This is a genomic window from Jiangella alba, from assembly GCF_900106035.1.
GTDB lineage: Bacteria > Actinomycetota > Actinomycetes > Jiangellales > Jiangellaceae > Jiangella > Jiangella alba.
Window position 1 is genome coordinate 216573 of sequence record NZ_FNUC01000003.1, and the last position, 16536, is coordinate 233108.

The following is a 16536-nucleotide window of genomic DNA, read 5'->3' on the forward strand; positions in this document are numbered from 1 at the left end:
CTGAGGACTGGTGCATCGGGTTCGAGGGCTCTCCGGGTGATCAACGACGCGACTCTGCATTGCCACAGACCGCGACAGTCTAGACGAGGTGACGGGAGTGACCGCCGAGCCGCGGAGCGGAGGCAGCGCCGCTGCTAGCATTTCAGGCCTTCTACGCCGTGATTTCTGGAACGACCGAGATGAGGTCATGGATGTCGGACGCACCGATCGAGGTGCAGGACCTCCCCGCGGCGCCGGCCGCCGAGATCCCGTACGCCGAGGAATTCGGTCACCTGCTCTACGCACGCGGATTCCTGCTCACGCCGTTCGAGGCGACGGCGCCGGCCGGCCACTGGCGCCGGGTCCGGCTCGGCGCGTGGCACCTCACGTACGACCCGCGTAACGCTCTGACCGTGGCGACCGCACCCGGCGGGGTCTGGGTGGCCCTGCTCGGCCGCGCCCTGGACCTGAACGAACTCGCCGCTGGGCGCTCGGCCGTCGCGCGATCGTTGCTGCAGGCCCGGTTGCGCGGCCGGCTCGCCTATCTGGAGGCCGTCGACGACCTCGTCGGGCGCTATCTGGTGATCGACGGTGACCACACCGGCACGCGGCTGTCGTCCGACGCCACCGCGATGCGCAGCGTCTTCTACGCCGCAGCACCGCTGCCGCAGGTGATCGCCGGCCATGCGCAACTCGTCGCCGACGTGGCGGGCGCCGGCCGGAGCGCGTTCGCCGCCGCGGGCTGGCTGACCGAGCACGGCGCCTACTGCCTACCGGGCCGGGCGACCCCGTTCGCGGACGTCGTCCAGCTGACCCCGAACACCGAGCTGGAGTTGGAGACCCGCGGCGTCCATCGGGTCTATCCGAGGGACGCGCCGACGCCGGTGAGTGCCGATGACGCCGTCGAGGAACTGCGCGTGCTGCTGCGGAGCCAGGTCGAGGAGCTGGCCACCAGGACGCCGTTGATGACCTCTCTGACCGCCGGGCAGGACAGCCGGACGACGCTCGCCGTGACGCGCTCGGTGCACGAGTCCGTCCGGTACTTCACCTACAGCCTCCGGTACGGTGCACACGTCGACAATGCCGGGCACGCGCGCGATCTCACGACGGCCCGTGCGCTCGCCGACGGGCTCCGGCTGGACCACCAGGTGGTCACGGTGGCGGGCAAGGTCGACGATGCGGCGCTGCGGAGCGTCATGGCGCGCAACTCGCAGCGCATCCACAACCGCGGCCTGGCCGCGGCCTACCTGACCGAGCTGCCCATCGACCGGCTGCACCTGCGGTCCAATCTCTTCGAGATCGGCCGGGCCCGGCACCGGTCGCAGCGCCGGGAACGTCCCGAGCTGACCCCCGAGGTGATGGCCGGGATCCTGTGCAAGAAGACCCCGGCCGATCCTGAGGTCGTCGCCGAGTTCGACGCGTTCGTGGCCGACACCGGCCACGCCGGGTTCGACGGCTACGACCCCTACGACCTCTTCCACTGGGAGCACCGGGCCGGCGTCTGGCTGTCGACGGTGTACCTCGAGAGCGACCTCGCCCACGACACCCACACGGTGCTGAACTCGAGGCGGATCTTCGGCCTGCTGCTGGGAGTACCGCTGGAGTCGCGCATCCGCGGCGACGTCTACCGCGGACTGCTGCACTCGATGTGGCCGGAGCTGCTCGCCTGGCCGGTGAACGGCCGTGAGCTCACGCCCGAGCCCGTCCCGGCGAACGCGTCGCCCACGCCGCCGGTGACGGCACCGACGCGGACGCCCGGCTACGACGACCGCCACCGTCTCGCCGTCCAGGAGCACTCCGGTGTGGAGACGTTCGAGCTGCCGGAGGCGAACGGCCTGAGCCGGCACCGGATCGCCCTGGAGCCGAACGATCCGCGTGGCCGCCGCGCGGAGTCGCTCTCGCTCGAGGCCATGGTGTCGGCGCGAGACAGTGCGAATCTGCTCGTCGTCTTCCACGGCGCCACCGATCGCGCCAAGTACGAGTACCCGCGATTCGAGTGGCAGTCGACCCTCGCCGAGTTCGACGCCTCCGTGCTGTATCTCGCCGATCCGGTGCTGGCGCTCTCGCCGGAGATCACCCTCGGGTGGTACGTCGGGACCGCCGACGTGGACGTGAGCCGCCACTGCGCACGACTGGTGCAGCGTCTCGCCGACCGGATGTCGGCCACAAGAGTGATCATGACCGGGACGTCAGGCGGCGGTTTCGCGGCGCTGGCCGCTTCGCGGCTGGTGGCGGGCTCGGTGGCGGTGCCGTTCGCGCCGCAGACCACGGTCTCGCGCTACTACAAGCGCCGGGTGCGCGACTACCTGACGCTCGCCTTCCCGGATCACGAACTCGAGACCGTGCCGGCCCAGTTCGCCGACCGGCTCGACATGGTCGAGCAGTACGCCAAGGCCACCGACAACTACGTGTACTACGTCCAGAACCTCCGCGACGCCTTCCACATCCGCGAGCACCTGGTGCCGTTCGCCGCCTCGGCGGGGATCACCGGGGTCGGTGGCAGCTCCGCCGATGGCAGCCGGGTGATCGTCCTGGAGGACCTGCGTGAGGGCCACGGGCCGCCGCCGAAGGAGCAGTTCGTCGAGCAGCTCGGGAAGGCTAGGAAGTTCCTGACGCAGCGCGCGGCCGATCGAACCAGCTGACCGGGAGCGCTCGCGGTGCCGGTGGAGGGCCGGCGATGCCCGGCGGCGGTGCGAAGCCCGGCCACTGATCGACGTCGCCCAGCAGGAAGTACTCGACTCCCGGATCCCACGTGTGGCCCTGTGCGGCGCGCATGACGACGATGCTCAGGCCGTGCGAGCGGTACATGGAGCCGCCGGAGTCGAGGACGGCCTGGGCCAGGGCGGTGTCGACCCCGCGCTGGCTGGGCCGCCAGCCGCCGACGGCAGCGAGGGTGTCCTTGCCCAGGAGCAAGGCGGCCCCCGGGACCCTCGGGGCGTAGCAGTGGCCGCTGGCGCGGTGACGGCGGACGGTGAGGTCCAGGGCCTCCAGGTAGAGGAACTCCGCTCCGGCGCCGACGACCTCGGCGGCGGAGTACTCGGCCGCGTGCACGAGGTCGGTGACGTGGTGCCGGCTGTACCAGTCGTCGTCGTCCATCTTGGTGATCAGCTCGCCGGAGGCGAGGGCACTCAGGTCGTTGAGCATGTCGCCGAGCACGCGCTTCGCCGGGATCTCCGCGATCACGAGGGAACCCTCGTAGGTCGACTCCAGTTCGCGGACCCGCGGATGCTCGCGGTTGAACCCGTGCAGGCCGACCACGAGTTCGATGTTCGGCCAGTCCTGCGCCGCGACCTGCTGGGCGGCACGCGGCAGCAGTTCGGGGCGGCGGGTCGCGAGCACCACGGACACAGAGGCGGGGGGAGTCACCGGACGGCGCAGTCGTTCGGCGATCGCCGCCCAGCGGCGGCGGGCGCCGTGACGTTCGAACGCCAGCCGCCGGATGTCCATGCAGTACGCCTCGCGCCGCACGCGGTCGTCGAGGTCCGCGGCGGCGACCGACTCGAAGGCCAGCGCCAGAGGATCGCCGACGAGCCGGCGGACGGTGTCGCTCAGCCTGCCGGCGAGCACGGGCAGCGCGGCGCAGGCCGCCTGCACGAGGAAGGACGCCTGCTGGACCGGGCCGTCGTGCACCCAGGGGTCGTCGTGGACGGCGCGGTAGGACCGCACCTGGTCGACGACCCGGTCGCTGAGCCCGGACCATGCGTCGAACGGCGCACTCGGCCGGCCGTTGCCGTCGACCAGTGCCAGCCGGGGGACGGTGGTCGAGCTCATGCGCCGCAGCCAGACGGCGTCGTCCGTGCTGTCGGGCAGGAAACCGATCGGCCGCAGGACGTCGGTGTCGACCGGCGGCAGAAGTTCGTCAGTGCGGGTGAGGGACACGAACCGCTCGAGCGACTGACGATGAGCGCCGATCACCTCGGTCCAGGTGGGACGGCGCTCCTGACCGCCGACCTGCAGGGTTCTGACGCCGTGCCGAGTACCCCCGGCAGCGCCCAGGACGACGTCGACCCGGCCCGGCCCGCCGTCATCGGACGGTTGCTGGTCCGGGCTCAGCCGGATGGACGAGGGATCACCACAGGCCCACGTCATGGCCTCCGGCCGGTCGTGGGCGATGCCGACGCGCAGGCCGGCCGTGGGCCGCTGGAACCGCCCGGGGCGGCTCTGCAGGACGGCGGCGAGTGCGTCGCCGAGCCTGACCACGCTCCTGAACCGGACGGTGAGTCGTGCATGCCGAGTCCGGACCGGCTTGTCCACGCTGACCAGTTGCGCGACGGACACGATACGTCCGGCGACGGTCCGCGGCGGGACGGTCAGCAGACCGGGGCGTGGCCGTCCGCCGACGACGACGTCGATCACCCGCGCCTCGCAGTCCATGGCCACCAGCTGCGGGAGGACCGAACGCAACGCCGTGACCGAGTCGGCGACCACGAGTACACGTTCCCAGGGCGTGGGGGCGAGGCGTTTGAGGTCGCCGTCGAACAACTCGGAAAAACCGATCACCGTGGTGCATTCACGCCCGGAGACGCTGTCGATCAGCTCATCGTCGGATGACATGAGCAATCCCAATGCAGCCACGGTTCGCATTCCCGCCTTCCGGAGTCGGAGGCACACTACCTGAGTCTTGTCGCTAGAGTCTGGCTCCGGTATCCAGAGCGAGGAGCATTGATGATCACCAGTGCACGCCGGGTCGCGGCGAAGCGCAATGACTGGCGGAGTCTCACCCCGCGAGCGTTGGGCGACCCGACGGCCACCCCGGTGTCCGTCAGTGTGGTCATTCCGGCGCACAACGGCCAGTTCGAGCTGGACCTCGCCCTGGCGGCACTGGCGGTCCAGAGTCACCCCGCCGAACTGCTCGAGGTCGTCGTGGTCGATGACCGGTCGGAACCGCCGTTGCGGCTGCCGGAGTCGCGTCCGGAGCACACCACGCTGGTGCGCGTCGAGGGCGGCGGGCACGGCTCCGGGCATGCCCGTGACGTCGGTGCGCGCCGGGCCGGCGGCGACGTGCTCCTGTTCATCGACGCCGACATCATCGCCGACCGGCAGCACGTCGAGGCGCACGCGCGCTGGCACGAGATCATCGACGACGCCGTCGTGCTGGGCTTTCGCGATTTCGTCGACGTCGAGGGCATCACGGCCGACCAGGTGCGTTCGGCCGTCGAGCAGGGCGACATCGGCGCGCTGGTCGAGGGCCGCCCCAAGGAGCCGCATCTCTGGATCGACCAGGTGCTGGAGATGACCGAGGACCTCACCACGGACCGCGAGGATCTGTGGCGCCCGGTCGTCGGCGCGAGCGTGTCCACCAGGAGCGCGCTCTACGAGGAGATGGGCGGGTTCGCGCACTTCCCGCGGCGGGGAATCGTCGACACCGAGTTCGGTTACCGGTGCTTCACCGCCGGCGGCGTGATCATTCCCGAGCGGGCGGCCTACAGCCTGCACCAGGGGCAGCGGTCGTTCGCGACCAACGGCAAGGAACTGGCCCGGAAGCGGGCACCGCTGATCGCCAATTACATCGCCAACCCCCGATACCGGCCACCCGTGAGCGGGCGGCAATGGGCTGTGCCCTACCTCCAGGTCATCGTTCCGCCATCGAACCGGAGCTTCTCCGCCGTCAGGAACACCGTCGACGACCTGCTCGCGAACGACTTCGACGATCTCTCGATCAACGTCGTGTTCGATCCGGGCGCCGACGACGCCGATCTCTACGTCGACTACTGGCAGTCCGAAGGACGGGTGCGACTGGTCACGGAGGCGCCCCGGTCCGGGTTCCCGAGCCCGGCGACGATGATGGTTCCGGTCGGAACGCGCCTGGCCGGGTCGGCGCTGAGTGGCCTCATGGCCCGCTGGCGCACCTGGACGCACGGTCTCCTCAGCGTCAGCGTCACCGATGCGGAGTCCCCGCTCGAACTCTGGGCCACGCGGGCACTGCACCGGTCCTACCGCTCCAGCGGCGAGGCCGGGCTGCGCGACAACGCCCGTGCGCTGTTCGGGGAGGAGTGGCTGGCCGGCGCCGACCACGGCATCGGCACCGAGTCCGGCGCCTCAGACCACCGGTTCGCGCAGGGCAGGTATCACTTGGGTCGCCGGTAGGCGAACACGGCGGACCGGTCGGTCCCGGCGGTGTCGCGGGTGAGGCCGGGGACCTCCGCGAGCCACGCCTCGGCCGCCTCCTGCTCCTCGGGCCGGTCGACGTCGTCGAGGACCACGCGCGCCACCGGCGCAAGCCGGCTCCCCAGCAGCGGGACCGCTGGGTAGCGGGCTCGCGGGCCGCTGGCGCGCGGCGGCCCGTCGACCAGGAGGAGGTCGATCCCGGCGAGGTCCTGGATGGACTCCGGCTGGTACCAGTTGAACACCTGGTCGCCCAGTTCGACCTCGGCCAGCGGCGCGTGCCGCACCTCCGCCACGTCGGTCAGCTTGTGATCGCGCAGCAGGTGCCGGGTCTCCTCGGCGTAGTGCTCATCGTGCTCGAGGGCGACGACCCGGCCCGACCCGCCCAGCGCCTCCAGCGCGTACGCCAGCCACAGGGTGGATGCGCCACTGCCGCACTCCACGATCAGACCGGGACGGGTGTCGTCGACCAGTTGGACCAGCCGGAGGAGCGCTGACGGCTCCATGGCCCAGCCGCCCGTGGCAGGGAGCGGCGCGCGGGGGTCGATGCGGTTCATCAGCTGCATGAGCGCCTGCACCTGGCGGACCGGCTCGTAGGCCAGCTTGTCGACGCGTTGCCGCAGGGCGACCTGCTGCCGCTTGTTCTCGCGGTTGGCGTCCTCGAGGTTGCCGAGCACGTCGTGCCGGAGACTGGCGATGGCCTCGGACGCGGCGGTGACACCCTTGGCCGTGGTCGGTACGTCGGCGAGGTGCCCGAGCACCTCCACATGCCGCTCGGCGGCCGCGAGGCGTTCCTGCGCCAGACCGGTGAGCGTGCTGGTGCCGGCGGTCTCCATGCGCCCGACGGCCAGCTGGAACTCGTCGGTCAGCGCGGCCAGCGAACGGCGCGAGGCCGACTCGACCTCACTGGGAAGGTGCTGCAGCCGTTCGGTCCTACGGAGGTCGACCAGCTGGCGCTGGGCCATCTTCTTGAGCCGGTTCCCCAGCTCACCCTGACGGCGCCGCACGTCGATGACGAGGAGGAGCAGGCCGGTGAGCAGCAGCCCGAGCGCCGCGATGGCGACATCGGTGCCACCGGCGAGAGCGGTGACCGCTGCGACCAGGCCGAGCGCAGCGGCCACTGCGCTCGTCGCGAGTTGACGACCCGTCATGCCCAACACGAATTCGCCCAACCTTCCTTCGTCAATGTGGCCGTGAGACTACCCTTTCGCACGGCGGCACGGGCAAAGAGCATGCCTGCGCCGCAGGCATGGCGCGCGCCATTAGACCCGAGGAGTTCCAGACATTGCGGGTGTTCGTACTTGGCACGGGCCGTTGCGGTTCGAGCACGTTCATCAAGGCATGCCGTCACATCGACAACTACACCGCCGCCGGCGGGTCATTGCCGGGCGGTGAGATCGCGGCGAACCGGCTCGACTATCCCGAGGCGCACATCGAGGTGGACCGCCGGTTGTGCACCCGGCTCGACACGCTTCGAGCGGCCTACGGGTCGAACTCGCTCTTCATCCACCTGCGCCGCGACCCGGCGCAGGTCGCGGCCAGCATCGCCGGCGACTGGCGGGCGCAGGAGCCGGTGCTGCGATCGCTGGCGCCGACGGTGGTGGCGTCGCACGGATCGAGTCCGCTGGAGCTCGCGCGGCGCTACGTCGACTCCGTCCGGGCCGGCATCGAGTCGTTCCGGGCGACCGTCCCGTACTCGATGACGATCGATCTCGAACGTGCCAGGAGCCAGTTCGCCGAATTCTGGTACCGGATCGGCGCCGAAGGGGACCATGCCGCGGCGGCCGGGGAGTTCGACCGCCGGGACGACGCGGTCGCCTCGGATCCGCTGGGATCAGCACGATAAGGTCCCCGTGGTGGGTGCGTTCCGCAGCGATGCGGGGAGCTGCGACAGGAGGGGCACGTAGATGGCAGAGAGCTGGCTTCGGAACGCGATCGCCGAGGCGGTGGGCACCCTGTCCGTGGTCTTCGTGACCGTGGCGACGCTGGGCATCGCCGGTCAGGCGACGCCGACCGTGCTGGCTTACGGGTTCGTCGTCATGGGCATGACGGCGGCGCTCGGCCATGTCTCGGGCGGCCACTTCAACCCCGCCATCACGCTGGCCATGCTGCTGGCGAAGAAGATCGACGCGGTCGGAGCGGGCATCTACTGGGCCGCGCAGCTCGTGGGCGCCGCGCTGGGTGCGCTCCTGGTGTCGGTGGTGTCCGACACCGATGCGGTCGCCGTCGCCACGCCCGCCGTGAACGAGGAGCTGGTCAGCCTCGGCGGTGCCGTCGTCCTCGAGGCCATCGCGACGATGTTCCTGGTCCTGGTCGTGTTCGGCACCGTGGTCGACGAGCGCTCGCCGCTGTCGATCTACCCGTTCGCCATCGGCGGGGCGGTCATCGCGGGCAGCGCCGCGCTGCTGGCCGTCACCGGCGGAGCGCTGAACCCCGCCCGCGGTTTCGGGCCAGCCGTGGTCAGCGGCGAGTGGGACGACGTCGCCTCGTGGCTGGTCGGGCCGCTGCTCGGGGCCGTGCTGGCCTGGGCGCTGTACCACTTCGTGATCGCCGAGCGGCAGCGCCCCGGCAGGCGCACCCGCTACCCCGACCCGGTGCCGCCGCCGGGGCCGTCGCTGCTGCCCTGAGCCCGCTGCCCGGCGCCCGGCACCCGCAGGCCGCGCGTCAGCGGCGCGGGGCGAGGGAGGCCAGCAGGAGGCGCTCGGTCCGGCCCAGCCCGTCCGGGCCGACGACGACCGAGGCGGTGCTGCGGTAGGTCGCGAAGACGGTGCCGAGCGTCGTCCGGACGTAGTCGTCCCAGGACTGGCCCTCGTACGGCCAGCCGTCGGCCGGCAGCAGCAGCTCGGCCGGGTAGCCGTAGGCGCGGGCCGCGGCCAGCTCGGGCACGTCCATGACGATGACCGGGCGGAAGCCAGCACTGAGCACCTGCAGTTCGGCGAGCTCGTCGACGACCTCGCGGACGCGTTGCGGCGGGAGGCCGAGCAGCAGCACGACGACGACCGGCAGGCGCTCGGTCCCGACCCCGGCCAGCAGCCGGCCGGCGGTGACGTCGAGCGGGGTGTGCTGCTTGGCGTCGACGGCGAACAGCCGGTGCACGACGGCGCGGGCGGTGGCGGAGTCGCGCAGGCGGGGCACGACGGTGCGGCGAGCGTACCGGTAGCCGGGGATGCGGCGCATGTGGCGCATGACACGGCGCGGCTTGCGGCGGTCGGCCATGGTCAGTCCTGCCCTTCGACGACGAGGCCGGTGAGGATGCGGGCGGCCTCGGCGGCGCCGTTGCCGGGGTCGGCGTCGGCGACGTGCTTGACCATCGGCTCGCCCCGCTCCAGCAGGTCCGACAGCAGCGGCGTCGCCTGGTCGACGGTGACGACCTCGAGCGTGTGCGCCCAGCCCTGCGCGGCGGCGTAGCGCGACCGCGCCTCCTGGTCGTCCAGCGCGGTGGACCGGTTCGGCACGAACAGGGTCGGGACGCCGAAGCGCAGCAGCTCGTGGAAGCTGTTGTAGCCCGTGGCGCTGACGGCGAGGTCGAACGCGCGGTACCGGCGCGACAGCGGGAAGTCGCGCACCACGTGGACGTCGTCGAGGCGGCCCTGGCCGGACGCGATCTCCGGCTGCGTCACGCACACCTCGACGCCGAGGTCGCGCAGCGCGGCCACGACGGCGCCGAGGTCGCCGCTGGTGTCGTTGATGTTGCCGGCGCCGAGCGAGACCAGCGCGAGCGGCGCCGACGGGTCCAGCCCGAGGAACGCGCGGGCGTCGGCGCGGGTGTCGAGGTCGTCGCGGTCGAGCAGCGTGACGGGGCCGACGCGGGCCGCCTGGGCCTGGGCGGTGACGCCCTGATCGGCCGGGCCGGCGAACTCGCCCGGCTCGATGACGAGGTCGAACCAGCTCGACTTCGCCAGCTGGTCGCGGTTCATGCCGGCCCGCCACATGCCGCGTCGCGACCACACCCAGCGGATGCCCGGGTAGGCGCGGCGGACCAGGCCGAGGCCCTCGTACGGCCAGGTGCCGTCGAAGACGACGACCGACGGGTGGATGCGCTCGATGGTCGCGGACAGCCGCGCGGCGAAGTACGCGTGCCAGCGGGCCGGCTCGAGGCCGGTCGCGGACGCCGACGGCACGTACTCGTACGGGTGCCCGAACCGCCCGACGACCGGTGCGGCCTGCGACAACGAGAAGAAGTGCGGCTCCAGCTCCGGTGCGCAGCGTTCGGCGTACGCGAGCAGCCGGGTCAGGTGGCCCATGCCGGCGCCGTTGCTGCTCACGAACAGCGCCCGCGGCGCGGTGCTCGCCGCCTCGGTGGCGGCCGGCGGCGGTGCGGACGGCGCCGGCGGCCGGGCGGGCGCCCCGATCAGCCGCTCCAGCCGGGCGACGTGCGCCTCGTGGCCGTACCGCTCCCGCGCTGTGCGCTGCGCCCGCTCGACCTGTGCGTCGTAGGCGGCGGGGTCGGCGTGCAGGGACTCGACGACGCGGCGGACGTCGTGCGGCTCGGCGTAGACGGCGGCGTCGCCGAAGACCGGCTCGAAGTGCGGCGGCAGCACGGCCGGGACGCCGGTGGCCAGCGCCTCGAGGATGGTCCGGCCGAACGCCTCGACCCAGCGCGGGTTGTGGAAGTAGACGAAGAAGTCGAGGGAGGCGAGGAAGTCGCGCGGCGGCATGGCGCCGAACTCGAACACCTCCCAGCTCTCCGGGAGGTCGCCGAGCAGGTGCTCGACCGGCCCGGCGCCGCCGAGCACGCGCACCGTCCACGACCCGTCGACGGGGTAGACGGCGCGCAGGGTGGCGGCGTCGGCGGGCCACTTCTGCGGCGACGACCGGCTGTGCCGTCCGACGACGGGGCGCGCGCCGGCCGCGTGCGCGGGCCGATCGGTGGCCCAGGCGTCGACGTCGATGATGTTGACCCAGTCGGTCTCGGCCAGCGTCGCCGCGGGCACCCGCCCGGTGATGGCCTGACGCACCAGCGGGCCGATCGGCGCCCAGAGCGGCTCGCGGCCGAACCGGTGCTTCGCGATCTCGTGCACCGCCTCGGGCCGGTAGTGCTCGTGGCCGTCGATGTCGTACGGGGCGGCGTTGGCGACGATGACGACGTGGTCGGCCTCGACCGGCGGCAGCTGCTCCGCGGCGTGCTGCAGGACCGCCGGGTGCCGGACCACCACGACCTTCGCCCGCACCGGCGCCCGGCCGACCAGCAGCCGGGCCCGGCCGGCCTCGACGGCGCGCCGGATCAGCGGGTTGACGGGGGAGACCTTCGCCACCAGCGGCCCGTTCAGGCTGATCAGCCCGGTGGAGTAGCCGGCCCTGGCCTGCGCCGTGATCTCCTCGGCGATGCTGTGCGAGGTGCCGCCGGGGAAGCGGAGGTCCGAGACGTCGAGGACGTCGACAGTGCGGGTGCCGGGGACGGGCATGGTTCCAGATCGTGCCACACCGGCGGGCCGGCGCCGATTCCGGCCGAAGATCGCGGGCAACCGGCCGGACACGCCGGGCGTCTAGTGGTCAGACACGGCCGTGTTCGTCCCGATTCATCCAGCCCGACCTTGGAGCATCCATGATGGAACCCGAGAACCCGGCCACCGCCGACGACACCTCCACCCGCCGGCGCCTGCTCCGGGGCGCCGGTGTGCTGGCCGGTGGCGCCGTCGCGACGGCGGCCGGTGTCGCCGCCGCCTCGTCCGCGCAGGCCGCCCCCGGCGAACCGGTCCGTCTCGGCCGGTTGAACGGCTCCGGTACGGCCGCGACGACGGTCCGCGGCAGCGGCGCGGGGGTCCTGGCGGTGCAGAACCGCGGCGCCGGCGACGGCGTCGTGGCCACCGCGGACGACTCGATGCAGGCCGCCGTCCGGGCCACGAACCGCAACACCGGCAACGGCATGGGCATCGGCGGCGCCGTGGTCGCCACCGGTGAGGAGTGCGCCGCCGTCGTCGCCGTCGCGCACGCGGGGCACGACTACGCGATCTACGCGTACGGCTACGCCGACCAGACCGAGCAGGAGCGCGGCAACGCCCTGCACGCCGTCGGCACGGTGTACCTGACCGGGCCGGTGTACATCGAGGGCGACCTCATCGTGAACGGCACCATCTACTGCGACAGCGTCAAGCCGCTGAGCGAGCGGCAGCGGGCCGAGCTGCACGCGCAGACGCGGCCGTCAGCGGACTGACGTCCTGTCGCCGACGACCGTGCGGAGCGCACCGACGAGGCGCGCCGCACGGTCGTCGTCGTGGTTGCGCAGGCGATTGGTGAGGTAGGCGAACCCGACCCGGGCGACGGGGTCGGCGAAGGCCAGCTGCCCGCCGGCGCCGTCGTGGCCGAAGGACGACTCGGCCAGCATCGGCGCGATCGGCGAGCGCAGCATGAACCCGGTGGCCCAGCGGGCGTGCGGCGGCGGGAGGTCCAGCACGCCGGGCCCCTCGGCCAGCACTCGGGTCGCGTCGCGGACGGTGTCAGGGTGCAGCAGGGCGGGCGCACCGTCGGTCTCGGTGACCGTGCGCGACCACGTGCGGGCCAGCGCCCGGGCCGTCGCCACGACGCCGACGGCGGGCAGACCGGCGGCCAGGACGGCCGGGTCGTTGAGCCCGGCGCCGTCGCCGACCAGCTCGGGGTCGAACGCCCGGCCCAGCGTGATCGCGCGGGTGACGGTGCGCTGCCGCCACGGCGTCCCGGGCGCGTCGGGCGGGAACGTCAGCCGCGACCGGTCGCGGTCCCAGCTCGCCGCCGCGACCCGTCCGGCGTCGGCGGCCGGGACGCCGAGCAGCAGGTCCGGACCGCCGGCCAGCCGGGCGAGATGCTCGGCCAGCGGTGCGCCGGTGGCGCGGCGCAGCACCTCCGCGACCAGCCAGCCGTACGTCATCGCGTGGTAGGCGTGCCCGGTGCCGGGCGGCCAGAGCGGGCGCTGCCGCTCCAGCGCGGCGACGGCGGGCGTCCCGGCGAGCGCGTCGGCCAGCGTGAGGTCGGCGTCCAGCGCGGGCAGCCCGGCCGTGTGCGACAGCACCATGCGCGTCGTCACCGCCTCCTTGCCCTGAGCGGCGAAGGCCGGCCAGTACGCCGCGACCGGCGCGTCGAGGTCCAGCGCGCCGTCCTGCGCGGCGAGGACGGCGCACGCGGCCAGCAGGCCCTTCGTGCACGAGAACGTGACGGCGAGCGTCTCCGCCGTCCACCCCGCGCCGCCCCACACGTCGACGACGGGCCGCCCGTCGACGTAGACGGCGACGGCCGCGCCGGCGGACGGGTCCTCGGCCAGCAGTTCCGCCAGCACCTCCGCCACCGGCGCGTACGCGGGCTCCCACACGCCGTCGATCATCGGCCCGCCCCCTGCAGGATGGCGGCGACGAAGCCGCGCTGGAACACGAGGAACACCGCGATCGTCGGGACCACGATGAGCAGCGACCCCGCGCACAGCAGCACGATGTCGGTGCCGTACTGGCCCTGGTAGGCCCCGAGCGCGCCGGCCATCGTCCGCCGCGTCGGGTCGTCGACCAGCGTCACCGCGAGCAGGAACTGGTTCCACGTCCACAGGAACAGCAGGATCGCCAGCGCCGACCACGCCGGCGCCGCCAGCGGCAGCATGACGTGCCGGAACGCCTGCCGCGAGCTGGCGCCGTCGACCTTGGCGGAGTCGAGCAGCTCGGCCGGCAGGCCCAGGAAGTGCGCGCGCATCCAGAAGATGCTGAACGGCATGAACAACGCGGTCAGCGGCAGGATGATGGCCCACCGGGTGTTCAGCAGGCCGAGGTCGCCGATCTGCAGGTACAGCGGGGCGATCAGCGCCTCGTACGGCAGCGCCAGCCCGGCCAGGAAGGCCGCGAACACCAGCCGCGAGCCGCGGAACGGCACCAGCGCCAGCCCGTACCCGGCCAGCGTCGCCAGCAGCAGCGCCGCCGGCACGACCACCAGCACGATCAGCGAGCTGGACTTCAGCAGCTCGCCCATCAGCGCGGCGTCCCACGCGTCGGCGAAGTTGCCCCACTGCGGGTCGGACGGCAGGCTCAGCCCGGCCGGGCGCGAGCCGCGCGGCTGCAGCGCCGTCAGGGCCATGCTGACCAGCGGCAGGACGGTGCCGACGGCGGCCAGCGCGAGCAGCAGGAGGCCGGCCGGACTGCGCCGCGTCACCGCTCGCGCCCCAGCCGCTGCAACGGCGCGATGACCGCCAGCACCAGCACCACCAGCACCACCGCGAGCGCCGACGCCAGCCCGACCGCCTGTTCGGTGAAGACCAGCCGGAAGATCAGCACGCCGGGCACCATCGTCGAGTAGCCCGGCCCGCCCGCGGTGGCGACGTAGACGATGTCGAAGCTGGCCAGCGCCGCGATGGTGAGGATGGTCGCCGCGACGACGATCTCGCGGCGCAGCGACGGCAGCGTGACGGCGGTGAACCGGCGGATCCGCCCGGCGCCGTCCAGCGCGGCCGCCTCGTGCAGCGACGGGTCGATGCGCAGCAGGCCGGCGGTGAACAGCAGCGTGCACAGGCCGGTCGCCACCCAGGCGCCGATCAGCCCCACCGCCGGCAGTGCCGTGTGGAAGTCGGCCAGCCAGGGCCGGGCCAGCGCGTCCAGCCCGGCGAGGCGCAGCAGCTGGTTCACCACGCCGTCGGAGGAGTACATCCACGACCACGCGATCGCGGCGCCGGCCAGCGGCACCACCTGCGGCAGGAACAGCAGCGCACGGGCGGCGGCGCGTGCGCCGGCCGAGCGCAGGTCCGCGACGACGGCGGCCAGTGCCAGGCCGAGCGCGATGGGCAGCAGCGTGAAGAACGCGATCAGCACCAGCGCGTGACCGAGGGAGTCGAGCAGCCGCTCGTCCGTCACCACCGACCGGTAGTTGTCCAGGCCGACCCAGGTGGCCGGCCCGAACCCGTCCCAGTCGTAGAACGAGTAGCGCACCGTCTGACTCAGCGGATAGAGGACGAACCCGCCGTACAGCAGCAGCGCGGGCAGCACCCACCACCAGCCGGACGCCGGCCGGGGCGCCCGCACCGGCGGCGTCGTCCGCGCCCGGGCGGGTCCGCGCTCCCTCACCGTGACGCTCACCCGCCGAGCTGGCTCTCGTAGTCGGCCTGCAGCGTGGCGGCGAAGTCCTCCGGCGTGACGCGGCCCGCGAGCAGCAGCTGCAGCTGCGGCGTCAGCGTCGCGGAGAAGAACGACGCGGTCGCGTTGCCCATGAACGGGACGATGCCGTCGTCGGCGCTGAGCTCGGTGAACGCCGTGGACGCGTCGGCGACGACCGCGACGTCGGACTCCGGCGGCGGCGCGTCGGCCGGGCCGCCGGGGGCCAGGCCCTTGGCGGCGACGATCAGCTGGCGGCCCTCGTCGGTGAAGGTGAAGTCGAGGAACGCGGCCGCGGCGTCGGCGTCGGCGGCCGAGGCGGGGATGACGAAGTTCGCCGGGTCGGACATCGCCGCGCGCGGGTGGTCGTCGGCGGCCGGGAACAGGAAGAACCCGACGTCGTCGCCGAGCTGCTGGCCCAGCGTCGCGGCCTGCCAGTTGCCGCTGACGAAGTAGACGCCCTCGCCCGCGGCGAACTGCGCCGCCGCCGTGCTGGCGTCGACCGCCGACACGTCCGGCGCGAGGTAGCCGGCCGCCGCCCAGTCCTGCAGCGTCCGGGCCGCCTCGACCGCCTCCGGGGTGTCGATGCTGGCGTCCGGCGCGTTGAACACCCACTGCGTGACGGGCTCCGCGGTGCCCTGCGCGAGCAGCAGCGACTGGTACGGGAAGAACACGAGGCCGTCCTTGCCGGACGTGACCAGCGGCGTCGTTCCGGTGGTCGCGGCGGCGGCGAGGTCCTGCTCGAACTCCGCGAGCGTGGCCGGCGGGCCGTCGATGCCGGCCTGCTGGGTGAGCGTCTTGTTGTAGTAGACGCCGGTCAGCGTGAACCCGATGCCCATGCCGTACAGCGAGCCGGCGCCACGGGTGCCGTCGGCGTCGACCCGCCACTGGTTCAGCTGCGACGCCGGGAAGTCGGTCCAGCCGTAGGCCTCGGCGTAGTCGTCGAGGTTGCGGACCAGCCCGTCCTCGACGGTGTTGCCCGGCGTCGGCAGGCTGATCAGGTCGGGCGGGTCGTCGCCGGTCATCAGCCGGGCCGCGTTCTGCTGCAGCGCGTCGAACTGCTCGCCGGTGATCTCGAACGTGACGTTCGGGTGCTGCGCGGTGAACGCGTCGGTGATCGGGCGCAGGCTGTCGACCTGCGTGGCGTCGATCGTGATGTCGACGACGACCGGGTCGTCGCCGAGGTCGGTGCTGGCGCCCTGGGTGCTCGCGTCGGCTGGGGCGTCGGAGCCCGGGGAGCCGCAGGCGGCCGCCGTCAGAGCGACGGTGATCAGCACGGGTGCGATGAGGGTTCGGCGTGTCGTCATGGGGTTCTCCTCGACATCGGTGTCGGTGGTCGACGACCCGCGCCCTACCGTCGTCCGCTTCGGGAAGTTTGTCAAGCACTTCGATAAAGCACTTCGATACCCTAGTCTGA

The 16536-nt window shown here is 72.8% G+C and carries 13 protein-coding genes; 5 read left to right on the forward strand and 8 right to left on the reverse strand.

All coding sequences use genetic code 11. From position 1 onward, the window contains the following. The first annotated feature begins 191 nt into the window (after positions 1 to 191). Positions 192 to 2621 (forward strand): asparagine synthetase B family protein, encoded by a 2430-nt coding sequence (locus BLV02_RS03790; protein WP_069110428.1) that lies wholly within the window; start codon positions 192 to 194, stop codon positions 2619 to 2621. Here BLV02_RS03790 and BLV02_RS03795 read toward each other — a convergent pair. Next, positions 2578 to 4533 carry a glycosyltransferase family A protein gene (locus tag BLV02_RS03795; RefSeq protein ID WP_074946133.1) on the reverse strand — a complete coding sequence of 652 codons (1956 nt, stop codon included), beginning with the start codon at positions 4531 to 4533 and terminating at the stop codon, positions 2578 to 2580. The genes BLV02_RS03790 and BLV02_RS03795 overlap by 44 nt on opposite strands. Positions 4534 to 4644: 111 nt before the next feature. Between BLV02_RS03795 and BLV02_RS03800 the strand changes: the two genes are divergently transcribed. Then, complete coding sequence (locus BLV02_RS03800) at positions 4645 to 6066, forward strand: glycosyltransferase family 2 protein (RefSeq protein ID WP_083288439.1); 1422 nt, start codon at positions 4645 to 4647, stop codon at positions 6064 to 6066. Here the strand turns inward: BLV02_RS03800 and BLV02_RS03805 are convergent. Then, positions 6048 to 7205 (reverse strand): class I SAM-dependent methyltransferase, encoded by a 1158-nt coding sequence (locus BLV02_RS03805; RefSeq protein ID WP_069110425.1) that lies wholly within the window; start codon positions 7203 to 7205, stop codon positions 6048 to 6050. The genes BLV02_RS03800 and BLV02_RS03805 overlap by 19 nt on opposite strands. A 128-nt stretch (positions 7206 to 7333) precedes the next feature. On the opposite strand from BLV02_RS03805, the gene BLV02_RS03810 reads away from it, so the two are divergent. Together BLV02_RS03810 and BLV02_RS03815 are read left to right on the forward strand one after the other, a co-directional pair. Further along, on the forward strand, positions 7334 to 7930 hold the full coding sequence (locus BLV02_RS03810) for a hypothetical protein (protein WP_141711477.1): 597 nt from the start codon (positions 7334 to 7336) through the stop codon (positions 7928 to 7930). Between the two features lie 61 nt (positions 7931 to 7991). Continuing rightward, positions 7992 to 8711, forward strand: a complete 720-nt coding sequence (locus tag BLV02_RS03815) for an MIP/aquaporin family protein (RefSeq protein WP_069110423.1) — start codon at positions 7992 to 7994, stop codon at positions 8709 to 8711. Positions 8712 to 8748: 37 nt separating this feature from the next. Here BLV02_RS03815 and BLV02_RS03820 read toward each other — a convergent pair whose 3' ends face one another. After that, a complete protein-coding gene (locus tag BLV02_RS03820; RefSeq protein WP_069110422.1) occupies positions 8749 to 9300 on the reverse strand; it encodes a hypothetical protein in 552 nt (183 codons plus the stop codon). Positions 9301 to 9302: 2 nt separating this feature from the next. After that, complete coding sequence (locus tag BLV02_RS37035; protein ID WP_216094092.1) at positions 9303 to 11489, reverse strand: glycosyltransferase; 2187 nt, start codon at positions 11487 to 11489, stop codon at positions 9303 to 9305. 140 nt (positions 11490 to 11629) lie between these two features. Here BLV02_RS37035 and BLV02_RS03830 point away from each other — a divergent pair, with 140 nt between their 5' ends. Beyond that, complete coding sequence (locus tag BLV02_RS03830; protein WP_069110421.1) at positions 11630 to 12238, forward strand: hypothetical protein; 609 nt, start codon at positions 11630 to 11632, stop codon at positions 12236 to 12238. On the opposite strand, the gene BLV02_RS03835 is transcribed toward BLV02_RS03830, so the two are convergent. The 4 genes from BLV02_RS03835 to BLV02_RS03850 are packed head-to-tail and all read right to left on the reverse strand — an operon-like array spanning position 12227 to position 16426. Further along, complete coding sequence (locus BLV02_RS03835; protein WP_069110420.1) at positions 12227 to 13378, reverse strand: serine hydrolase domain-containing protein; 1152 nt, start codon at positions 13376 to 13378, stop codon at positions 12227 to 12229. The two genes, BLV02_RS03830 and BLV02_RS03835, sit on opposite strands and share 12 nt — an antisense overlap. After that, complete coding sequence (locus tag BLV02_RS03840) at positions 13375 to 14187, reverse strand: carbohydrate ABC transporter permease (RefSeq protein WP_069110419.1); 813 nt, start codon at positions 14185 to 14187, stop codon at positions 13375 to 13377. The genes BLV02_RS03835 and BLV02_RS03840 overlap by 4 nt, the downstream gene beginning before the upstream one ends. Further along, the gene (locus BLV02_RS03845) at positions 14184 to 15092 is read right to left on the reverse strand and encodes a carbohydrate ABC transporter permease (protein WP_083288483.1); all 909 of its coding nucleotides are present in this window, start codon (positions 15090 to 15092) and stop codon (positions 14184 to 14186) included. Before BLV02_RS03845 ends, BLV02_RS03840 begins: the two co-directional genes overlap by 4 nt. An 8-nt stretch (positions 15093 to 15100) precedes the next feature. After that, positions 15101 to 16426, reverse strand: coding sequence for an ABC transporter substrate-binding protein (locus tag BLV02_RS03850; protein WP_069110417.1), 1326 nt, complete (start codon positions 16424 to 16426; stop codon positions 15101 to 15103). Between the last annotated feature and the right edge of the window lie 110 nt (positions 16427 to 16536).